Here is a 20336-nt window from a genome sequence, read left to right as displayed (position 1 = left end):
CAGCCAAATCGGAGATTGCCGCTGTAACCGGGGCGACTGTTCACCCCCATAGCCGAACGCAGGCTGCCAGCCCGCGACGTGAACGCCGTCCCCGAGGCGTCGAAGCGGGGACGGGAAGGATTGCAATTGATCAAAACGCGGCCTCAAACACAAATTCCTCCCGCAGTTTGTCGCAACACTTCGTCCAGATTGGTCACCAGAGTATATTTGTCTGGGATTTAAGTGCGCCCCACGTGCTGTTGACACAGCGGCGGCTGCCACTGCAGGTGAAAGGACCCAGATGAACAACACCGCAAAGTTCCGTGCCGCCCGAGACCAGCTGCTCGCCTTGCGCGAGGACTATCAGCGGGCATGCGAGGAGTTCAGCTGGCCGCAGTTCACGGACTTCAACTTCGCCTATGACTGGTTTGACCAGGTCGCTCGAGACCCGCGACGGGTCAACAGCCCGGCGCTGATCCTGGCCGAGCCGGATGGCAGCACCGCCAGCTACAGCTGGGCTGAATTATCGCGGCGTTCCACACAGGTGGCGCGGTGGTTCTCCGATCAGGGGTTCGAACGCTCGGAGACCATGATTCTCATGCTGGGCAACGAAATCGCGTTGTGGGAAGTCATGCTGGCGGGCATGAAGCTAGGTGCCGTCATCATCCCCTCCACCACGCAGCTGACAAGTAGCGACCTTGCCGAGCGGATTCAGCGTGGCAACGCGAGCTGGGTCGTCACGAATGAAGAGCAGATCCCCAAATTCAGTGAGGTCTCGGGGAACTACACGCTCGTGCAGGTGAACGGAACGCCAGGACCGGGGATCCTGGACTACCAAGGATCAGAAGACGCTCCGACCGAATTCCAGCTGGACGTCCCCACGGCTGCGGATGAAAACCTGCTGCTGTACTTCACCTCCGGCACGACCTCCCAGGCCAAACTGGTGCAGCACACCCACACCTCGTATCCCGTAGGACATCTGGCCACCATGTACTGGATTGGCCTGGAACCAGGCGACATCCATCTCAACGTGGCCTCCCCCGGCTGGGGCAAGCACGCCTGGTCCAACTTCTTCGCCCCATGGATCGCCGAGGCCACCGTGTTCGTGTACAACTACGAACGCTTTGACGCCCGGGCACTGATGCAGCAGATGGAGTCCAAGAATGTCACCAGCTTCTGCGCTCCACCCACGGTCTGGCGATACCTGATCCAGGCGGACCTGGGAGAACTGGTCACCCCGCCAACCAAGCTGGTATCGGCGGGCGAGCCATTGAACGCCGAAGTCATTGACCATGTCTACCGAGCATGGGGTCAGGTTATCCGGGATGGCTACGGGCAAACCGAAACCACGGTCCAGGTTGCCAATCCTCCAGGTGAACGCATCACCATTGGCGCCATGGGAAGGCCCATGCCCGGATATGCCGTGGAACTGCGTGACCCCACCACCGGCGCGGTCGCCGAGGAAGGTGAGATCTGTCTGCGCCTGGATAACCCACCCGTGGGGTTGATGAAGGGCTACTTCAACGACGAAGCCACCACCAGCCAGGCAATGCGCGATGGCGTCTACCACACCGGTGACATTGCCCAACGGGACGAGCACGGGGTGCTCACCTACGTGGGACGCGCCGATGACGTGTTCAAATCCAGTGACTACAAACTCAGCCCCTTCGAACTCGAATCGGTGATCCTGGAACACCCCGCCGTGGCAGAGGCGGCGGTGGTCCCTTCCCCCGATGACATGAAGCTCTCGGTCCCCAAGGCCTTTGTGATCCTGGCCGAGGGACACTCCCCGACCGCGCAGACCGCCGAGGCGATACTTGGCTATTGCCGGAAGCACCTGGCTCCCTACAAGCGGATCCGGCGCCTGGAGTTCTCGGATCTTCCCAAGACCATTTCCGGCAAGATCCGCCGGGTAGAACTGCGCCACAACGAGGAAGCACAGCACCGTGCGGGTACGACGTCTTCTCGGGAATTCAGGGACAGTGACTTCCCTGCGCTTTTTGCCGGCCGCAGCTAGGAACAGGCTCCGCGGAGCGTGACAACTCGGGCGCCAGAGTCCAGGCCCCAGCCCGGGTTGTCACGCCACTTTTTCGAATGCGGCTTCGGCACGCACCTCGGGTCCGATAACTGTGAAAGCTATCCGAACCAGGGCTTCTCGGCTTGCTTCAGCGTGCCGTCATTCTTGGACATGTTCAGCCACTGATTGACGTACTGTCGGAAGGTTTCATCCCCGCGCGGGAGCATGTATGCCTTCTGTGAGAAGTTGAACGGCTTATCCGGGTGCACCGCGCATAGTTCGGGCTTCTCGTGGGCCACCCACCGAGTTTCCGAGGCGTCCGTGGTCATCACGTCCGCACGGCCGGCAATGATCTCGTCAAAGATGGCATTGTTATCCTCGAATCGGATGATCTCCCCTTCCGGATAGTGCTCGTCTGCGAACTTTTCGTTGGTTCCACCGATGGGGGTGATGGAGCGGACGCCGGGCTGGTTGATTTCCTTGACGGTGTCGTACTTCTCCACGTTCTCGCACAAGGTGATTGGTGTTTTGCCTTCATCCAGTGTCGCGTCACTGAAGTACGCCTGCTCGGCCCGCTCCAAGGAAATGGAGACTCCGCCGACAGCCATGTCGCACTCCTCCAGGAAGTCAGGCATGAGATTCTTCCAGGAGGTCTGTACGAACTCCACCTCCACGCCCAACTCCTCTGCCAGGTCTTGGGCCATGTCGATATCGATGCCGCTCCATTCGCCGGACTCCGGGTCCAGGTAGGTGAAGGGACGGTAATCTCCGGTCGTGCAGACCTTGAGCTGGTTGGCCTTCTTGATGGCGTCCAACCGCGAGCTGTCGGCCTCAGGCTGACTGGAGGTTTCCGTGTTACCGGCAGAGTCCTGTTCGGCGGTGCAGGCGGAGAGGGTGGCGGCACCAAGGAGTGCCACGCCCATGAGAGTCAGGGAACGAAGGTGCTTGGAATGTGATGTCATGCCAAGATGCTACTGGCGGGAGACCGACCACCCAAGGAAGTTACTTGCCCTTCACCAGCCCTCTGCTGCTCAGCAAGGCCGGTAAAGCACCAGAAACGGAATTAAAACACTTCGGGGAGGCGACCGACAATGTTGGTCGCCTCCCCGAACAGCTCAGGAAGCTACTTGCCCAGGTACTTCTCAAACCCGGACGGCAGGTTCAGGCTTGACGGGTCGAAGTCCTCCGGGACCCCGCCCTGCCCGAATGCGGCACCCTTGGGAGCGTTGGCCTTCTTGTTCTTGGCCTCCAGCTCAGCCTGGGCGGCCTTGGCCGGGTTGCCGTACTTCTGCTTCTTGCCCTTCCCCTTGCCCTTGGCCTTGCGGGCCCCGCCGCGGCCGGCACCGGGCATGCCCGGGATGGCGCCGCCGGAGGCCATCTTCTTCATCATCTTCTGGGCTTCGGTGAAGCGCTCCAGCATCTGGTTGACCTCGGAGACCGAGACGCCCGAGCCCTTGGCAATACGGGCACGGCGCGAACCGTTGATGATCTTCGGTGCGTTGCGCTCGTGCGGGGTCATGGAGCGCACAATGGCCTCCACCCGGTCAATCTGGCGCTCGTCAAACTGCTCCAGCTGCTGACGGGAAATCTGGGTGCCGGGCATCATGCCCAGCAGCTTCTTCATGGACCCCATCTTCTTGATCTGGGCCATCTGGGCCAGGAAGTCATCCAGGGTGAAGTCTTCCTGGTCGGCGAACTTCTTCGCCATCCGCTCCGCTTCGCCGCGGTCCCAGTTCTTCTCCGCCTGCTCGATGAGCGTCATGATGTCGCCCATGTCCAGGATGCGGCTGGCCATGCGGTCCGGGTGGAAGATCTCGAAGTCGTCCAGGTTCTCGCCGGTGGAGGCGAACATGACCGGCTTGCCGGTCACCGAGGCCACCGACAGGGCAGCACCACCGCGGGCGTCACCATCCAGCTTGGACAGGACCACACCGGTGAAGTCCACGCCCTCATGGAAGGCCTGGGCAGTGTTCACCGCGTCCTGGCCGATCATGGCGTCAATGACAAAGAGCACTTCATCCGGGTTGATCGCGGCGCGGATGTTCGCGGCCTGGGCCATCATCTCGGCGTCCACGCCGAGGCGGCCGGCGGTGTCAACGATCACCACGTCATGCAGCTTCGCCTTGGCCTCGGCCACACCGTCACGGGCCACGACCACCGGGTCACCGGTTGGGGTGTCGAATTCGGAGGAGACGCCCGGATGCGGGGCGTACACCGGCACGCCGGCACGCTCACCGTTGATCTGCAGCTGCTTGACCGCGTTCGGGCGCTGCAGGTCACAGGCCACCAGCATCGGGGTGTGGCCTTCGGCCTTCAGGTGCTTGGCCAGCTTTCCGGCCAGGGTGGTCTTACCGGCACCCTGCAGACCGGCGAGCATGATGACCGTGGGAGGGTTCTTCGCCAGGTTGATGCGGCGGGTCTGCCCACCCAGGATCTCAACGAGCTCGTCGTTGACGATCTTCACAACCTGCTGGCCCGGGTTCAGTGCCTCGGAGACCTCGGCGCCCAGGGCACGTTCCTTGATCTGGGCCACGAAGGCGCGCACCACCGGCACGGCGACGTCCGCATCCAACAGGGCCCGTCGGATCTCCCGGACGGTACCGTCAATATCGGCCTCGGTGAGCTTGCCCTTGCCGCGCAGGTTCTTGAAGGTGGCTGTCAGGCGATCGGAGAGTGAATTAAACACGTGCCGGGCACTTCTTTCGGTAGGTCGTGTGGTGCGCGAAGCAAAGCGCACAGGACTCAACCATCAAGAATATCAATAACCCGGCATGGTTCGGCACCGATTCGCCGCCAGCGTGAAGAACTGAACGCAAAATCACCGCCGCCCCCGGCGCCCGGCCGGTCAATGCCATACTGGCCTTATGGATCGCGAACTGTTCACCGCCCACGGACTTGAGGTCGCACCCCAGCTGCTCGGTGCCCGCCTGAGCGTCCAAAGCCCCGAGGGTGCCGTTACCCTACGCATCACCGAGACCGAGGCCTACCACGGGGTGGGCACCCCGCCGCCCTATGATCCCGGCTCGCATTCCAAGGACCGCAAGACCGAACGCAACGCCTCCATGTTCGGCCCTCCCGGCCACGCCTACGTGTACCTGAGCTACGGGGTGCACTACGCCATCAACCTGGTCTGCTCCCCCACCGGCACCGCCTCGGCGGTGCTGCTGCGGGCCGGGGAAATCGTGGAGGGTGAAGATCTGGCCGTTAAACGCCGCACCGCCAAACGCCACCAGGCGGCCAATGGCCGTTCGCCCGCGCCCAGCAACCACGCCCACCTGGCCCGCGGACCGGGAAACCTGGGTACGGCACTGGGCATCACCCGGGCCGAACATGACGGGCTGGACCTGTTCGCTGCCCCGTTCCATCTGGAACTGCCCTCCCAGCGGGTAGAAAACATTGCCCACGGCCCCCGGGTAGGGGTCGCCGGGACCGCCGGCGGCACCGATTTCCCGTGGCGGTTCTGGATTCCCGGGGATCCGACCGTATCCGCCTTCCGCCCCGGACGCAACGCCGCTGCCTGGCGCCACGATGCGGTACGCGATGCCTTTAGCTGGGACCCCTCTTCCTGAACGCCGCCCCGGGTGGGAAACCGACGACTACTGCCAGTTCCCCACCCAGGCACGCCCGGTTGATTCCGCACGGCCCGGTCAGCGCACCAGCTGGTAACCGGACTCCTGGTGCTCGGCCGCATCAATGCCAGCGACCTCCGTGGAGCCATCGACTCTCCAGCCGATGAGCTTGTCCACCACCAGGGCAATCACCCAGGTGACGGTGGCCGAGAAAACCACCACCACCAGACAGGTCACTAGCTGGGAGACCAGCAGCGCCGGCCCGCCACCGTAGATCAGGCCAGCCGGCTCCTCCAGCCCCGGCAGCGCGACGAATCCCAGGGCCAGGGTGCCGACCAGGCCGGCCACCAGGTGCACCCCGACGACGTCCAACGAGTCGTCATAGCCCAGCTTCCACTTCAAGTTCACCGCCCAGGCCGCGGCCATCCCGGCCACCAGACCCAGCAGCAGCGCCGCCCACGGCGCCACGTTGGCGCAGGCCGGGGTGATGGCGACCAGTCCGGCCACAAGGCCGGAGGCCACTCCCACCGAGGTGGGACGCTGGCCGCGCAGTTTCTCCACCAGGATCCACCCGAGCACCGCGGCACCGGGAGCAATGAGGGTATTGACCCAGATCAGTCCGGCCTGCTCCACGGTGGTCGCAGCGCCTGCGTTGAAGCCGAACCATCCGAACCAGAGCAGAGCCGCTCCTAGCATCACCAGCGGCGTGTTGTGCGGCTGCGGGCGGTCATGAAAATTGTGCCGCGGCCCAAGCTTCAGGGCCAACACCAGGGCCGCCACACCGGCGTTCGTGTGGATCACCGCCCCGCCGGCGAAATCAATGGCCTCACCAAAGCGCTGGCCCAGCCATCCGTCGGCATCCAGCAATCCCCCGCCCCACACCCAGAAGGCAACCGGTGCGTAGACCAGGGAGACCCAAACCGGGACAAACAGCAGCCAGGCCCCGAACCGGCTGCGGTCGGCAATCGCCCCGGAAATGATGGCAACGGCGATCATCGCAAACGCGCCGGCAAAGCCGACGGGCAACAAATCGGCCATGTCGGTGCCCAGCAGGGCAAAATCGTTCAGCGGCGCACCGAGGAGGCCACCTAACATCGGCTCGCCGGACGCCAGCGAGTAGCCCCACAGTACCCAGACCACCGCCGTCATGGCAGCGGCCGTGAAGCTCATCAACATCATGTTCACGACCCCGGTGGCCCGGGTCATCCCACCGTAAAACAGACCCAGTGCCGGGGTCATCAATACCACCAGGCTTGCGGCCATCAGCGTCCACAACTCGGCTGTCGAAATCTCCATCGCCTTCACCATCACCTTCGCAAAAGTGTCTCTTTGCTTGACTGCAAGGGGCGGTACACGTCCTTGGGCATCCCCACGAACTTAATCTTGCTGGAAAGTTGTTTCGGCGGTGCGCTGGTCTGCGTTTCGGTTTGATGACAAAAATGGTCGGCCTGTAACGGCTGCGGGTCACGGCGGTTACGGGGATGTTTCTCCCAGAAAAAACGATGGCGGTCGGGGAACACATAAGTGTTCCCCGACCGCCGCACGTTGGTAGCCGTTAGAGTTGTTCGAACTCACAATGCCGGTTTTAGGAACGCCGCCGGCGCAATAGGCCACTTTGGGTAGAGAACTCACGCAGATTTTCACTGTCCAGGAAGCCACCGAGCTCCACTGTCCCGTCCGGATGGATTCTCACATCCACCCGGTTTGGCGCCCAGACCGGGTCGTAGTCTTCGTAGCGGGCGCTGAGGTGGATGAAACGCTGATTGGCTGAACCGATCAGCGCGCGTTCCGTCTCCGGTTCATCCTCCCTGTAGGGACCGTCCACGAGTAGATCCGTGGCGGCGATCAGTCGCGCCGCGTCGGGATCCCGGTTTTGAAGGGACTCCATGGTGTAACCGGTGAAGGTGAGCACTCCCAGCCCCGCTGCCTGGGCTGCCTCAGCCAGGTCCGCTCCGGCGGCCGCCTGGTCAAAGGGTTCCCCTCCAATCAGAGTGATGCCCTCAACCTCATGCTGTTGGGCCTCGGCAATAATGTCACCGACTTCCCGCAGTGTTCCCCCGCGTTCGGTGAACAGGTGCGGGTTGATGCAGCCCTTACAGCGAATGGAACACCCCTGCACCCAGATGGCGCTGCGCAGGTGCGGGCCCTCGGCACGGGTGGCATGCAGGACCCGGGCCACCCTCAGTGCACTGGGCACTACAGGTCCAGGGTCCGAGAGCCGCGCCGGTTACTGCGCGTGGGGTTGCCGGAGAATTCCAGCCTGGAGCGCAACGGGAGCAGCACGTGCGGCGCCACCCCGCTGGATTCAAGCAGTTCCTCAAAACTGTTGAATGAGCCGATGCGTTTGCGTGCCGAAAGAATGGAATCAATGTCGGCCGGCCGCAGGCCCAGCGCCCGCAGTTGCGCGGGGCGTGCCTGGTTGACCTCCACGTTGCCCGTGTACTCCTCCCGCACGGGGAGTTGGCGTTCGGCAGTGATGTCAGAGGAAGTAGACGCCCCGGCCTGGGAGAAGCCAGACATTGTGCCCTGTGCCGCTGCCTTCCCGGGGGACGAGGTGTTGGTTGTGGTCCACCATTGCTGGTCCTGTTGCTGTCCCAGCAGCGGTTCCTGGGTCCGCTGGCGCTGCGGCTGCCCGTAGCGGGAGCGTACCTCCGCCGGCACCATCGGAGAAGTCTCAATCAGAAAACGCAACCAGCGCGGGTTCAGTGCCAGGGCGACAATCGTGGATCCGAACCAGTTGACGAGCATCAGGACGACCACCAGGTTATAGAACACGGAGGATCCGTTGATGGTCTTACTGCCGCTGTCCGGCATCATCGCAAAGGTGAAAATGGTCATGGCCAGCGCTACGGCGCCAATGATGAGCCACCGCCAGTTGCGCATCCGCACACCGCGGTAGAAGAAGACGACGCAGGAACCCAGCCCCACTGTCAGGGCCGGCCAGAGCACTCCTACACTGCTCAGCAGCGCCCACATCAACTGCCGGAACGAAACGTTCATGCCTGTCCCCGCTGATCCTTGACGGTATTCTGCACCGGCAGGTGCTGTTCCTGCACGACGGCGCGGTAGTAGTCTCCCGTCAATCGGGAGTCGAGCACCCGTGCGTCGGGGACCAACGCTTCGATGGTGGCCAGCTCATCCAGGCAAGCGGCCCCGGTAATGTCGCTGGTTTCGGCGGAAATCATGCCGTCCGCGCCAATGGTCACGATGAATTTCTTTGACATCTATGCCTCCTCGAACACCAGCTGGACGCTTCCGTCCACCGCGCGCTGCTCCATGAGGCGCATTCCCATGGTGCGTGCCTGGGCCTGGACTTTCTCCACGTTCCTGCGTTGCAGGATCTGACCAACCGCCGAGTGCAGCTGTTGCACTAGTGCGCCGGTGGCTTCCTGCTCGTTTCTAATCTGTGCGAGGTAACGGTCTGACTCGCGGACGAAGACCGCTTCCCCGGCCTGAGTCTGCGCGGTGACGAGCTCACCTTGCACCTGGTGCTCGGTGATCCCTAGTGCGTCCAGCCCCTCAATGAGCAGCTGCTGGTCCTGAATCCGGGTGGACTCAAAAGCCTGCTCGTACTGCCTGTTTTTCGCATTATGTAGTTCCTGCGCGGCCTTGACCGCCATGATCCCGGCGGGGATCAGGAAAACTTCCAAACTCATCGGTGCTCCCCCTAGAAATCGATTCGGCGTCCGCCACGCCAACTGGTCACGTCCGCGCTCCCGGAGGTGCTGGCGGCAAATTCTTCCTCGTCCTCGGCTGCGGTGGCTGCCACCGCGCGCTGGCTGGCCCAGTCACGCACCGCCCGGATCTGTTCGGCTTGCATGGTGGCCAGCGGGACCGTGTTGCTGATTGCCCGCAGCAAGTCCGCCTCGCGCAGTGGTTGGCGTTCATGGTACGCATCGAAGCACGCGCTGACGACGCCTTCGGCGATTTCGGCGCCCGAGAAACCGTTGCTGGCCTGGGCCAGGCGCTCCATGAGTGACGGGTCTTCGGCTGAGACTTCTCCTGCGGCCTCGGGCGCGCTAGCGAGCCGGTGTTCTAGCTGAATCCGCCAGATTTCCTCACGCTCGGCATAGGTGGGCAGGTCAACGAAGAAAATCTCGTCGAACCGCCCCTTGCGCAGCAGCTCGGGTGGCAGGGCGTTGATCTTGTTGGCGGTGGCCACCACGAAGACCGGAGCCTGCTTCTCCTGCAGCCAGGTCAGGAACGTGCCGAAAACTCGTTGGCTGGTTCCGGAGTCTCCCCCACTGTTGCTGCCAAAGCCCTTTTCAATCTCATCGATCCACAGGATCGATGGGGCAACCGCCTCGGCCAGCCTCAGGGTGTCGCGCATGTTCTGCTCGCTGGAGCCAACGAGACCCGAGAAGACCTTGCCGATGTCCATGCGCAGCAGGGGCAGACCCCACAGCGAGGCCATGCATTTGGCCGTCAAGGACTTGCCACAGCCAGGCACCCCGGTGATCAATACGCCCTTGGGGGCCGGAATGCCCCAGCCAGCGGCGCTGGGAAGCCAGGACCCGTTGCGCTTGCGCAGCCAGGTTTTCAGGTTCTGAAGACCGCCGATGTCATCGATGTCCTCGCTGACGGTCACGAATTCGAGCAGGCCGGACTTCCTGATGGTCTGGCGCTTTTCCTCCAGCACCAGTGCGATATCGCCGGGTTCCAGCCGCGCATCATTGGCGATGGCTCGGGCAAAGGCGTTCTCCGCCTCGCCCAGTGTGAGCCCCTGCGCCGCCTGCAGCAATCGGTCACGGTCCTCGGCGGTGAGCTCGACGCTGATCTGTGCGGAGTTGGCTTGAATAATGTCATCGAGGATATCGGCGATTTCCTCACGGTTCGGCAGCGGCAGTTCCAGGACCGTGACTTCCTTTTGCAGATCCACCGGCAGGGTCATGCCCGGGGACACGAGGATCATGGTGTGGGCCACGGCGCCACTGCGGAAGGACCGTGCCGCATCCAACACCGCACGCACCACATTCGGATCCACCTGGGAACCGGCTCCGGAAGCCGAGATGAAGTGGTGCAGGTCGTAGAACACGAAGATGGTGGGCTCTTGGTATTTCGCAGCCTCATTGATGGCCGCGACCGGGTCGGTGGGTTTGCCCTGCTCACCCAACCGGTGCAGTCCGGAACTCAGTGTGTAGCTCACTACCCGGCGGTCGCGCTTAAGCTTCGGGTTGGTCGCGATGTTCTCCACCGCGCCGACAACCCGCGCCTCTTCGAAGGTCTCGACGTACAGCAACGGATTCCTGGCCCGGATTAGCTCGATCAGCGAGTTTTCGAATTCGATAATTCCCACGTAACGTCTCCCGGCGACTTTCCTCGGATCCTTCTCAGCTCGGACTCCTCTACGGCATCCAAACATACAGGAGACGATTCTATCCATTCTCCTGAGAATCTCCACTTCTTATGAATTGCCACCGGATACCGAACATTAAGCGTCACCTAGCTCTACTACACCCTGAGGTTAGGAACACGATCGGCGGGAATTAGACAGTTCAGTGCGGTGTGTCTACGTTATTGATTGCAGTACTCCAACCATGCGGGAGGTGCTGCCACCGGCTCGGTCTCTGCCCCATACGCCCGGGCGTACGCCATTCCTCCAGCACGGAGCGGTTGACGCTTTCGACTTTGCCGTTGGTCTGCGGATGGTATGGGAGGGTGCGTTTGAGCTTCATCTGTACTCCCAGCGCGTCATCGGACGCGTAGGGTCAGTGGCAGGACCCATTACCGGTCAGCACCTGCTTGACCGTGATTCCCACCGAGTCAAAGCACGCGTTGGCGCTGTTAGAATCCAGCTGCGGTTTCTTTTTCTAATCAGCCAGGATCTGGATATAGGCCCGCCGTTAATGGTCCTCCACCACCTTGTACAGGTAGTCGTAGCCGGGCCAGCGGTTGGCCGCTGGCCCGTTCCGGCGCTGGAAGCCCACTGAGCGGCCGGTGACCCCGAGGCCGCCGTCGTCAGGGATGAGTCCCAGTTGCTTGATGTCCACATGGATCGGTCCCCCGGGCGCCTCGTGCTCGTACCGGCGCGTGCAGCGCCCGGTCGCCCGGTCCAGCCATGCCAGACGTGCCATCTTGTACCGGGAGAGAGGACCTTGTGCACGATGGAGGGGTACAGGCCGAGCAGGAAGCCGATCCGACCTGGTCCCCAGTGCCAGTTCAACCGGGACCGATGATCCGTTGTCCTGTGCGGGTCGGGACCCAGCGCGGGCCGGTGCGCGGGCAACTGGAGCGGCCCTGCATTCCTGCTTCGGTATGCTCCCGGTATCGGCGGGCCCACCGGGAGACGGTGCCCAGTGCGACCTGAAATCTTTCCGCGGCATGGCCTAAAGACCAGCCTTCGCCCACGATGGGCAGGGCGAGGTTTTGCCGGCCCCGGGACCACGAGAGCGTTTGGATGAGATCTGAAGAAGACCTCTAGGTGCACTGTCCAGGCGGGTGGGTTATGCGGCTGATGGGTAGCTGGTTCCCTATCACAGGGGGGGCCTGTGGTGATTGTACTCATGAATCCATGCCGGCAGGGCTTGGCGGCGTGCTGATTCACTGTCGTAGAACTTGGCATAAGCCCATCCATCGCCCAGCGTCCGGTGAAACCGCTCGCCATCGGTTTGGGCCGATGGGGACGGGTTCGCTTCGGCCCCACGCGCAGCTGAAGGCAGGCATCGCGCCACGAGTGAGAGCGATAGCGGAGCCGTTATCACTACCCGATCTTCTAGGGGTTGCAGCTCAGTGCTCGAAGATCAAAATGCGTCTTCAGGCCTGGGGCAACTGACTAACAGGTAAATCCTCGGGGAACGCATCACCAAGAAAAACGTTGCGGTAACTTGCTGCGATATGACCGATATCAATCGTCTGTATTCCTTGTTCGGACAAACGGGCGCTGAGGATAGTACCTGCTGGCCCTAGCGCCGCCAGGACAATATCGTCCCTACGCGCGATTTTAAGAACCGAATTTACTATTCGATCTAATTCCACGTAAGCGTTTTTCGCAGGGGCCACAATTTTTTCATATCCCGCCAAATTGTCAAAAAGTTCATCTATCATCTCGAAGCGGGAGTCTTTTCCCGCTACAACGATGGCCCTTCGGCCCTGCCACACCTTACGCCAGGCATCCACTGCTGCCTTTTGGTAGAACTCGAAAAATAGAGGACGAGATACGTGACTATCTCCAAGAATAGCTTTGTTTTCAATTGCCGCACTTATATAGTCCCAACTTTCCGCGAAGAGACCCGACCACATTGCATTTACAAAACGATGGGGCATCCCCAGGAGTAAATCTTTCTTCTCCCTTTCCAAGACTAACCTCAAATCGCGCTTGAGCCCCGGGCTGTTTTTCTGAAAACGAATGTTGAAATCTTCGCGTGTCATGAGCCTGATCTCACCGTCCCCATAACGGGCAAAACTCAACCTGTCGTTCGCAATGCGTTCCACAGTCTCTAGCATCGACAGTTGCTTATTTCCGAGAGCTGAATTTATTTGGGCTCTTACGGGAACTTCGGCGGCTAAACGAAGAGCCTCGACCGTCATCGAAAGACGTTGGGACACTTCAATGGACTTTTCCAGAAGCTTCAGCTGCTCACGCAGCAAAGCATTTTGTTCCTCGAGCCGCTCCGCGCCAACCATAGAAGTCTCTTGATGCTCGTGCACATCAGCAACCCTTACAACCTTTTGGTCTTCGGGGCCTAGTCCAGAAAACCTATTAAACAGTCCACGAATCATTATCGGCCCTTGCCTGTAGGCGATGAGTAAGTAACAGCTTCCAAATGCGCCCATGGTCATTAGTTTCGGCTAGTGACCATCGCCAGCGACTCTGTCCCTCAAGTTTATTACACGTTAGCTGATGCCAAGTGGATCTACAGGGCGTGTGAAGCCGACATGAATGAGTTCTTGAATGGAAAGCCTGATCCGGCATCGTCAACCCGACACCATTTGCCGTAAGTGTTTACAACAGCTTGAATAGGCCGCTGCGATCATACGGCCTACGGCGTCTCAAGAAGAACTGGCGCTTCGAGTTTTAACTGAGTGACCTGTAAAAGGAAGTAAGCCCGCGAACAGTTAAGATTGATGGTCTGGAAAGAATGGCTGGGTAAGTACCCGGCACGTGAACTCTTTTCACACTCGCCGTATGGTTGAAAATCCTGACCGTACGATGAATTTTTAGCGCTCTTCAAGTTAAGCGTGGTGCAGGATGTTCCGCACGGCCTTAGGTTCGCCGTGTACAGCAATATCCTTAGCCAGTAGGGCCCATGAGATATCCCCTTCCGAATCGTTTAAGTTTCTTCACTGTCAGATTTGACGCCTCACTCCTGGCGTTAATCAGGCTCTTCAAGTTTTAGCGTGGTGACCCGAAAATAAGTATGGCTCGCGGTCCTCTGCGAAGATGAGTGTTGTCTAGACATTCATTAGCAAGGAACCACGAGCCGTGTTCAAGGATACCGGGCCAATCGATGCTGCGTCGATTCTGTTGAACCTCACTGACTACCGCGTCATCGATGTGGTCCACGAAGCTGCCGGACGACACGTCCTCATTGAACCGGTCGCCACCGAAGCGGCCTGCCCCTCCTGCGGCGTGCTGACCACCAGGATCCAAGCCAGACCACAGCATCGGGACAAAGACCTGCCCGCCGGCGGAGATGACCTCCAGCTCTGGGTGCGCAAGCGCCGTATGGCCTGCCAAGAGCCTGTCTGCGAGCGGCGTTCGTTCGTTCAAACCACTGAGCAGTTGCCCTTCCGGGCCAGGATCACCGCCAGGCTTTCCCAACGCCTGGTGGAGGATATGAGCTGCGAGCTGCGTGCCGTTTCCCGGGTCGCCGCGGCGCATGGGGTCTCATGGCCAACGGTCATGGCCCGGCTGAACACCGTCGGGGAACTGGTCGGGGACGTGGAGCGCATGTTCATCCGGCGCCTGGGCATCGACGAGCACCGATTCCGCTTTGGTCCGCTACGCCCGCGGCGGGAACGGGAAAGTCGTGCGGATCGAGCCGTGGTCCATCGTTTTCACGGATCTGGATACCAGCAAGATCCTAGATATCGTGGACGGCCGCCGCACCGCGGCGGTGAGGAAATGGTTGAAGAACAGACCGCGGTATTGGCGCCAGCGGGTACAGGTCGTGTCGATCGACATGTCTTCCGAATTCCGCAAAGCGGTGCTGGAGACCCTACCCAAGGCGAAGATCAGCGTGGACCATTTCCATGTGATTGCCCGCACGAATCTGATGATCACCCATGTGCGCCGGCGCCGTTCCCACGAGGTGCACGAGCGTCGTGGCAGGGCCACGGATCCGACGTACAAGTACCGGAAGCTGTTGACCTGCAACCTGGAGAACCTCTCGATCACGCAGGTGGAACGCCTGAAGTTGATCCTGGAATCAGATCCGGAACTAGGAGTGATTTATGCGATCAAAGAGCACGTGAGGCAGCTGTTGAAAACCAGGGATATCCATGATTTCCAGACTCGGTGGGCGGTGCTGGAGAAATCCGTGAGAGCAATGAAAATGGTTGAGGCGAAATCGCTGTTCCGCACGCTGACCGCCTGGCGCAGGGAGCTGCTGGTTTTCATCCGAACGAGGCTGACCAACGCCCGGAGCGAGGCGGCGAATCTGACAGCGAAGAACCTGAAACGGATCGGCAGGGGTTATCGGAATCATGATCATTATCGGCTTCGGATACTCTTATATACGGCGGGGCTACGGCCGTGCTGAACACTCTGCACCACGCTTAAGTTTTAAGAGCCGTTAATCAGCCTGATGCGCAGAAAGACCAACAGCTCTGGGCTCCACCCGGACCGATCACTCCCAGTTCCGGATCCATATCAAGAATCAGCCTCAGGCGTTCGACCTGCTAGATCGACAAGTTCTCCTGATTGCAGGTCAGCAGCTTCCGATACTTGAAAACCGGATCAGTCGACCTACCTCGGCGCTCAAATACCTCATGGGGACCACGCCGGGATACCTGAGCCATCATCAAATTCGCCCGCCCGATCACGTGGACCCGTGGAAATGGTTCGCACTCATTTTCGCCTTGGACAGATTCTCCGGCACCGCTTTGCGGGACTTGTGAGGACATACCGATTGCCACGTACTGCACACGCTGGCGTCAGTACCGGGGGCGGATTTGCAGCCATTTCTTGTCCACCCCAGCGCAGCGCCCGTCCAGAATATCCAGGATCTTTCCCCTTTCCCGGTCCGTGAACACTATGAACCACGGCTCAACTCTGATGACCTTCCCGCTCCTGCCCTGGGCGTAGAGAACAGTGCGGAAGCGGTGCTCATCAACACCGAGGCTACGGATGAACATGCGGTCTACGTAAAGACTTGCGGGCCCAGTGTCTAACAATCCCACCCGTAGCCTCGTAATGGCACTACCAGAACGAACTGTTCTGCCAGATCGCGGCCCAACGCACACGTCGCCGGGGCCTCACCCGCCCACTGTCACACGAGCAGGGCCACACGATGCAGATTGGTGGCTCGCCCCAAGGCGCGGTTGGCTGACCCGTCACGGAGGAAATGACCATGGTTTCTGTTTTTGGCCTCGCTACCTAACTTGAGGATCACCTTCGCCCAGGGGCATCTATATGAGAAACTCAGTCTCGTGCGATGCGTACCGTATGGCGTTTCAATTCCTGCATGACGTTGCTCCAGCTGTGAACCCAGATAAAGCCTCGACGGCCTTCAACGCCGACTCAGGTTGCCCAACACTTCGAACTGCAATTCGCATACCACTGTAATCCTAAACGGTATGGATCGGCATACCCGCCGACGAACCAGGTAAATCGACAGACCGTTCTGAATGGCAATCCTGAGGAGTGCATCTACTCGAAACGACTCATCACGCCTAGCAACCTTTCTGAAAGCATCGGTGCAAGAGATTCGGCGTAGGTTGCAGATATATGTGAAGAATCAAAATAGGTAATAACCTGTCCGATAACCGCAGGACAATCAGCATCTCGACAAAGGTAATCGTTCATATTGATGGTTCCGACTTTTTTACGCGAAAAACTTTGTGCAGCAGTAAATTGTTCATCCATCGATTGCCACGCATGCTCGTTTCCGGAACACCTGCTTAAATCACGGCTATTCGCTGCGATGCAGTCGGGAATATTTTCAATGGTAGCTCCGGGGAAAGGGGTATCACGGATAACAACAACAGGAATTTGGCTATCGACCCAAACCTGCAGGTACGATCGATAGCTATCATGAGCAGGGTCTTTTGACTCGGCATAAGAGTAACCAGCCATTGGCATCGACTGGCGACTGGAAGCGACAACTAAGTCAAATTTCTTGTCAACCGTTTGATCTTGGACCCACTGACCCCAGTCAGCACAACCGACACTCTTTGATTCACTTTCAAACTTTTGAGGGTCTTTCATCGGAGCGCAACGCGAGGCCAAATAGGTTGTAATGGTCCAATCATGCTTTTCAGCAAAGTCCTGAAGAGCTGGCAACCATTGGCCAGCATGAGAATTACCAACCAAAGCAACTTGTCGCTCACCATTCCCGTACTTGCAAACTGGTCGTCGCTGAAAGTTGTCGTAGTCGTTCGCCCAGCAGTCGTCAGGATAGGCATCTGATTTGTCCGCCTTAACCGCTACAGGCGAGGGAACCAAATCAATGCTTCCATCAGGTGGCGGGCAGTTATGGTCCAGCGAAGGAGCTCCGAAGCATTCGTATCCTAATTCAGCTTTCGTTGTGTTGGCACGGGTTGAAATCTCCCGAGCCTGCACCTCTTCAAATTGGTTAACTACATAAGTTCCAGCGCTACTCAACAACCCCAGGCTAAGGCTGCTTACCAACAAAAAACGTCCTGCAGTAAGAAACCTGGATTTATTCAGTACTTCGCGGAATCCATCCTCAATCCATTTTTTGGTGAGTATCGATAGCACTATGGCGGCAAATAAGAGCAACAGTTTATCCGGCCAGTACAGAGACCGACCCACCGCGTAGGGAACTAATACTATCAATGGCCAATGCCACAAGTACAAAGAGTAGGAATGATCACCTACAAATTGTGCAGGCTTACAAGATAGCAGTCGATACGGGGAATGACGGTCTTCACTAGCCCAGATGTTTCATCACGCCTTACACGGCCACCGAAATCCATTACCGAGTGATTCCCGGTGGCCGTTTCCGGTTGCGCGCACGACCAAGAGCGCCTGAACCACCAGCGCTGGGTGCCAGGCTCCACCAACCTGGACTGAAATGACCTTTCGAAACCAAAGAAATAACAGGACAACCGCCAGTTCAGGCAGCGAGCTCGCCGTGCCGCCACCGCTGGAACAGCAACCTAATATTCTGCTGAAGCTGGAATAGCAGCTGAGCTTCCGGCGCATTTTTGGGGATCAGCAGCCGGCGTTGCCGGCCGCCAGAGACAATTTTGCCGGCCATTGAAAACAGCCGGTACCGCCACCGCTTCAAATCCCAGCAGCCTGCCTCATGGCCACCAGGCAACACCGCCAGCTGCAGCCAGGACACCAGATTCACTGCGAACATTGCCAGATCAGCCCATGCCTGGTTCGCGGTAAAAGACCAATAAGGCAGTTTGCCCAACCCCGTGCTCTTCAGCGTTTTGATCCTGTTCTCGCACCGGCCACGCGCCCGGTGCCGGGCATCGAGGAACGCCACGTTGAACCGCGGGCTATTGGTCAAGAACGCGGTCACCCGGTTCCCGTCCGTATCGAACAAAGTCGCTTTCGCCCCGGGATGCAACGGCTCAGCCCGCAAATAAATCCTTGTTCCTGGTGAGTAGTCATTCAGCTCGATCACCTTGCTCGCGTCGATCACCCACGCATCATCACGCTGCTCCCCGCCAGCGGTCAGGGCCGGTTCCCAGTACTTCTTCTCATCGATCCACCGGATGAACCGCTCCTTGAGCACCGGCAACGAATACGAAGTGGAGAACTGAATCCCCAGCGACTGCAGGTGGTGCAAGAACTCACGGGACGAGCCGGCACTATCGGTGCGGACCAGAATCTTCTCTCCATGCAGGTTTCCGTGCTCGTCATAGAAATCATCAGGCAGCTGCGCCAACGCCTGGTTGAGGACTTCAATATGGGATTTCGCGGAATTTGCGCCCCGGTTTCCCGGACGCAACTGAACGGCCAACACTTCGCCGGTTCCATTGGTCTTGCCGTAGTCGGCCATGGCGATCATGGGTGAGAATCCGTACCCGCCTTTATACGTGCCGGCACTGTTCTCTTTGTCGGAGTGCACGTGTACTAGCGAGGCATCGATGTCGATGATCAGCGGGTTGGCTGACGTGGCCAGCCGGGCAGGATTCCGTGACCCGGCTGCAGCCCAAGCTTTGGAGCGCAGGCTGCGGGTCATGGTGGCGAAGCCATACTCGAAAGCTTCTGGCTGGTCCTTGATGCGGCCCATGAACCTGCTGACTGTGGCATCGGACGCTATCGGGCCGAAGAGCCCTGGAGCGACACGTAGCTGGTCGATATCAGCGGCCTGCTCGCCACCGGCGGCCAACGACAAGGCCAATGTTCCGAGGATCTTTCCTGGCCGGTGTGTTGCGGTGGCTGGCACGAACTGGCTGAACCGGTCTTCGCAAAGCTGGCGGAAGTCCAGGGCGTTCAGGAAGCTGGTGAGCACCGACAACCCAGCATGGGAGACGAGGGCTTGGCTGGTGCGTTGGGTCGGGAGGGCAGGGAAAACGTGGGTAGAATGGTTCACTGATCCTTTTATGTCTCATGTCAAGGTAAAAATCTTCTCTAGCTGCCGGAAAATACTGCGTGCGAGATACCGTTTCAGAACACGTTTGATCTCCCGATAGCTCAACCCCTCAGCTGTTCGCCGTTCGGCATACTCCTTGGTCGTTTGATCGTGGATCATTCGGTTCTTGATCACTACGTCTAAGGCCATGTTAAGTTGCCGGTCGCCGTGTCGATTTAGCCGATGCCTTGTCACGTTGCCCGACGAGGCCTGCAGAGGAGCCGCGCCTGCCAGTGACGCAAACGCGGCTTCTGAACGGAACCGGCCATGATGCGAGTAGGACGCCAGAATGATTCCCGTGGTTACAGGCCCAAGACCCGGCTGGTCCTGGAATCCAGGAGCAATCTGTTCGCTGAGCTCAGCCAACTGGGCCTTATTGCTTTTCAGCCGTGCCGACGCGCTGAGGATGTCGTTGGCTAATTCTGAGGCTTCCTGCCGGGCAATACATTGCTCAATTCCATCGTTGCGACGACTTCGCCAGGCACTGATTTCCGTAATTTGTTGGTCGGTTAAAGCCCGACGTGCGTCTAAGCCAAGATCGGTTTGACGAACCAAAGCATTCAGTGCGTTGCGGTTAGCTGTGCATTGCTGTTCGATCCGCCTACGGCAGGTCAACAGGAGATTCATTGCTGTCCGAATTCCGTCGGTGCGCGGCTGTAACAACAATTCAACTTCAGTGCCGAGGACGCTCATCGCTGCGGCGGTTGCATCGATTTCGTCCGTCTTGCCGATGCCTGCGCGAGCTTGTTTGCGTGGTGGTTTTACCTCAGTGACGGTGATGCCGGCTTCCGTAAATTTGCGGCAGATTGACGCTCCGTAAGATTTGGTGCCTTCCACCGCAGCAATGATCTCGTTGGTGGTGTTACGTCGGATCCAGGCGATGGCTCGGCCCATGCCGGGCCCAGATACCGGGAATGCTTCGCAGCCAGTACGGGCGCCAGTTCTGGTGTTAATGATCGCGTAGGTGTGGGTGCGGGCGTGGGTGTCGACTCCGATGACGTAGTCGTATTTCTCTGCCACGTTGGTCATGATGGTGGACCTCTATTCCAGTTGATG

General features: G+C 59.6%; 13 protein-coding genes and 5 pseudogenes. 3 read left to right on the top strand and 15 right to left on the bottom strand.

All coding sequences use genetic code 11. The annotated features are described in order from the left end of the window. Positions 1–280 precede the first annotated feature (280 nt). Entirely contained in the window at positions 281–1996 is a 1716-nt protein-coding gene (locus AC6I21_RS06670) for an AMP-binding protein (protein WP_497763287.1), read from the top strand. Positions 1997–2115: 119 nt separating this feature from the next. On the opposite strand, the gene AC6I21_RS06665 is transcribed toward AC6I21_RS06670, so the two are convergent. Further along, on the bottom strand, positions 2116–2958 hold the full coding sequence (locus AC6I21_RS06665) for a transporter substrate-binding domain-containing protein (RefSeq protein WP_446754163.1): 843 nt from the start codon (positions 2956–2958) through the stop codon (positions 2116–2118). Between the two features lie 161 nt (positions 2959–3119). Then, the gene (gene ffh / locus AC6I21_RS06660) at positions 3120–4682 is read right to left on the bottom strand and encodes a signal recognition particle protein (protein WP_346922678.1); all 1563 of its coding nucleotides are present in this window, start codon (positions 4680–4682) and stop codon (positions 3120–3122) included. A gap of 178 nt (positions 4683–4860) precedes the next feature. Here ffh and AC6I21_RS06655 point away from each other — a divergent pair, with 178 nt between their 5' ends. Continuing rightward, entirely contained in the window at positions 4861–5565 is a 705-nt protein-coding gene (locus tag AC6I21_RS06655; RefSeq protein WP_497763286.1) for a DNA-3-methyladenine glycosylase, read from the top strand. A gap of 78 nt (positions 5566–5643) precedes the next feature. Here the strand turns inward: AC6I21_RS06655 and AC6I21_RS06650 are convergent, their stop codons facing one another. The 9 genes and pseudogenes from AC6I21_RS06650 to AC6I21_RS06610 form a co-directional block, all read right to left on the bottom strand. Continuing rightward, positions 5644–6861: an ammonium transporter gene (locus AC6I21_RS06650; RefSeq protein WP_497763285.1), complete on the bottom strand. Its 1218-nt coding sequence runs from the start codon at positions 6859–6861 to the stop codon at positions 5644–5646. 289 nt (positions 6862–7150) lie between these two features. Beyond that, positions 7151–7762, bottom strand: a complete 612-nt coding sequence (locus AC6I21_RS06645; RefSeq protein ID WP_497763284.1) for a 4Fe-4S single cluster domain-containing protein — start codon at positions 7760–7762, stop codon at positions 7151–7153. After that, positions 7762–8565, bottom strand: coding sequence for a ComEA family DNA-binding protein (locus tag AC6I21_RS06640; RefSeq protein WP_497763283.1), 804 nt, complete (start codon positions 8563–8565; stop codon positions 7762–7764). Before AC6I21_RS06640 ends, AC6I21_RS06645 begins: the two co-directional genes overlap by 1 nt. After that, the gene (locus AC6I21_RS06635) at positions 8562–8789 is read right to left on the bottom strand and encodes a DUF2997 domain-containing protein (RefSeq protein WP_497763282.1); all 228 of its coding nucleotides are present in this window, start codon (positions 8787–8789) and stop codon (positions 8562–8564) included. The genes AC6I21_RS06640 and AC6I21_RS06635 overlap by 4 nt, the downstream gene beginning before the upstream one ends. Beyond that, positions 8790–9221 (bottom strand): hypothetical protein, encoded by a 432-nt coding sequence (locus tag AC6I21_RS06630; protein ID WP_497763281.1) that lies wholly within the window; start codon positions 9219–9221, stop codon positions 8790–8792. 437 nt (positions 9222–9658) lie between these two features. Further along, a pseudogene (locus tag AC6I21_RS06625) lies at positions 9659–10927 on the bottom strand (Ycf46 family AAA ATPase); the annotation flags it as partial. Positions 10928–11082: 155 nt separating this feature from the next. Continuing rightward, a pseudogene (locus AC6I21_RS06620) lies at positions 11083–11950 on the bottom strand (transposase family protein); the annotation flags it as partial. A gap of 32 nt (positions 11951–11982) precedes the next feature. Then, positions 11983–12285: pseudogene (locus AC6I21_RS06615) on the bottom strand (integrase core domain-containing protein); the annotation flags it as partial. 33 nt (positions 12286–12318) lie between these two features. Continuing rightward, the gene (locus AC6I21_RS06610) at positions 12319–13212 is read right to left on the bottom strand and encodes a GT-D fold domain-containing glycosyltransferase (protein WP_497763280.1); all 894 of its coding nucleotides are present in this window, start codon (positions 13210–13212) and stop codon (positions 12319–12321) included. A 775-nt stretch (positions 13213–13987) separates the two neighbouring features. Here AC6I21_RS06610 and AC6I21_RS06605 point away from each other — a divergent pair. Continuing rightward, positions 13988–15266 (top strand): annotated as a pseudogene (locus AC6I21_RS06605) (ISL3 family transposase). Between the two features lie 142 nt (positions 15267–15408). Here AC6I21_RS06605 and AC6I21_RS06600 read toward each other — a convergent pair. The 4 genes and pseudogenes from AC6I21_RS06600 to AC6I21_RS06585 all read right to left on the bottom strand — a co-directional run. Next, a pseudogene (locus AC6I21_RS06600) lies at positions 15409–15870 on the bottom strand (transposase); the annotation flags it as partial. 505 nt (positions 15871–16375) lie between these two features. Further along, on the bottom strand, positions 16376–17467 hold the full coding sequence (locus AC6I21_RS06595) for an SGNH hydrolase domain-containing protein (RefSeq protein ID WP_497763279.1): 1092 nt from the start codon (positions 17465–17467) through the stop codon (positions 16376–16378). Between the two features lie 337 nt (positions 17468–17804). After that, positions 17805–19241 (bottom strand): IS1380 family transposase, encoded by a 1437-nt coding sequence (locus AC6I21_RS06590; RefSeq protein ID WP_497763278.1) that lies wholly within the window; start codon positions 19239–19241, stop codon positions 17805–17807. 15 nt (positions 19242–19256) lie between these two features. After that, positions 19257–20309 carry an IS110 family RNA-guided transposase gene (locus tag AC6I21_RS06585; RefSeq protein ID WP_497763277.1) on the bottom strand — a complete coding sequence of 351 codons (1053 nt, stop codon included), beginning with the start codon at positions 20307–20309 and terminating at the stop codon, positions 19257–19259. Positions 20310–20336 lie beyond the last annotated feature (27 nt).

It is taken from the genome of Glutamicibacter sp. St.4D3 (genome assembly GCF_059728615.1).
This window is presented reverse-complemented; position numbering and strand designations above follow the sequence as displayed.

What these genes read in the sequence shown, in the direction of transcription:
- AC6I21_RS06670 (WP_497763287.1), top strand. Translation starts at nt 281, where the DNA reads ATGAACAACACCGCAAAGTTCCGTGCCGCCCGAGACCAGCTGCTCGCC.
- AC6I21_RS06665 (WP_446754163.1), bottom strand. Translation starts at nt 2,958, where the DNA reads ATGACATCACATTCCAAGCACCTTCGTTCCCTGACTCTCATGGGCGTG.
- AC6I21_RS06655 (WP_497763286.1), top strand. Translation starts at nt 4,861, where the DNA reads ATGGATCGCGAACTGTTCACCGCCCACGGACTTGAGGTCGCACCCCAG.
- AC6I21_RS06650 (WP_497763285.1), bottom strand. Translation starts at nt 6,861, where the DNA reads ATGGAGATTTCGACAGCCGAGTTGTGGACGCTGATGGCCGCAAGCCTG.
- AC6I21_RS06640 (WP_497763283.1), bottom strand. Translation starts at nt 8,565, where the DNA reads ATGAACGTTTCGTTCCGGCAGTTGATGTGGGCGCTGCTGAGCAGTGTA.
- AC6I21_RS06635 (WP_497763282.1), bottom strand. Translation starts at nt 8,789, where the DNA reads ATGTCAAAGAAATTCATCGTGACCATTGGCGCGGACGGCATGATTTCC.
- AC6I21_RS06630 (WP_497763281.1), bottom strand. Translation starts at nt 9,221, where the DNA reads ATGAGTTTGGAAGTTTTCCTGATCCCCGCCGGGATCATGGCGGTCAAG.
- AC6I21_RS06585 (WP_497763277.1), bottom strand. Translation starts at nt 20,309, where the DNA reads ATGACCAACGTGGCAGAGAAATACGACTACGTCATCGGAGTCGACACC.